The 1,124-nt window shown below is 44.1% G+C and carries 2 protein-coding genes; both read left to right on the forward strand.

Annotation, left to right across the window (positions count from 1 at the left end):
* Positions 1 to 213 precede the first annotated feature (213 nt).
* A complete protein-coding gene (locus QUA99_RS32915) occupies positions 214 to 396 on the forward strand; it encodes a hypothetical protein (protein WP_333245872.1) in 183 nt (60 codons plus the stop codon).
* Positions 397 to 470: 74 nt separating this feature from the next.
* A complete protein-coding gene (locus QUA99_RS32920; RefSeq protein WP_333245869.1) occupies positions 471 to 1,073 on the forward strand; it encodes a glycosyltransferase in 603 nt (200 codons plus the stop codon).
* Positions 1,074 to 1,124 lie beyond the last annotated feature (51 nt).

Consider the following 1,124-nt stretch of genomic DNA (forward strand, 5'->3'; position numbering starts at 1 on the left):
CCATCAAAATCCCAGAAATCATTTTCGGCTCCAATCTCGCATTTTTTCTCGTCTCATACCCTGATTCAGCAACGCCCCGATTCGTAATGCAGTATTTGCGGCAAACTTTGTGGTATCGGGTCTATTGTGCATGATTGGCGAGATAGAAAGACACGGACAAGCCAAGATACTCACCCAAGCTGACGGGAGTAAATATCGGCAACATCTACGCTGGTGGCACAATCAGAAGCCTACAGGGTAGAGGCAAATGCCAATAATGCGCGAGTGCCCAACTCCTCTTTGACATGGATACCAAAATTACCGCTGCGAGAAAAACGCCACGCCAAAACCAAAGCCATCAAACAGGGCATGGTGCTAGAATTTTTAACCAAAACAACGAGGATAATTGATAATTAATAATGTCTTCGCTCGTCTGGGACTTTAGCCCTCAAACAAACTTTTTCATCAACTACTAAATCCCACTAAGTAATATGACCCACTTCGCTATTATTTGTCCGTCAGCCATCGGACATCTTAACCCCATGTGTGCCCTGGGGCGAGAATTACAAAGACGGAATCATCAAGTGACTTTGTTCAGCATTCCCGATATCCGTTCCAAAGTCATAAACTCTGGTTTAAACTTTGAGACTATTGGTGAAATAGAATTTCCACTCGGAAGTCTGGAAAGGAAATACAAACAGTTAGGAGAACTGAGCGGAATTCCTGGCTTTAAATTTACCGTAAATTGCATACAACAAGAAACCGCTATGTTTTTGCGAGAACTTCCAGAAGCACTTAAAGCTGCTGGTGTCGAAGCGTTGCTGGTAGATCAAACTAGCCCCGCAGGTAGCAGTGTTGCCGAGTTATTGAATCTTCCCTTTATTACTATTTGTAATGCTCTATTGATCGACCGCGAACCGGGTGTTCCCCCTTTCTTTACTGACTGGAGTTATAGCCCTACATGGCAGGCGCGTCTGCGGAATCTTGTGGGTAATTTCTTCATCGAGCGCCTTTCCCAACCGCTCCAGTCTCTTGTTGCCCGTCAGCGAGATATTTGGAATTTAGCACCTTATACCATTTTTTTAAAGATGTGATAGAGATAAAGACTGTAAAATCCAAGACCATCCGGTGAGAAATCCAATGAC

This window comes from Microcoleus sp. F10-B2 (assembly GCF_036704965.1).
GTDB lineage: Bacteria > Cyanobacteriota > Cyanobacteriia > Cyanobacteriales > Microcoleaceae > Microcoleus.

Coding starts and splice junctions, on each gene's coding strand:
- QUA99_RS32920 (WP_333245869.1), top strand. CDS start 471: ATGACCCACTTCGCTATTATTTGTCCGTCAGCCATCGGACATCTTAAC.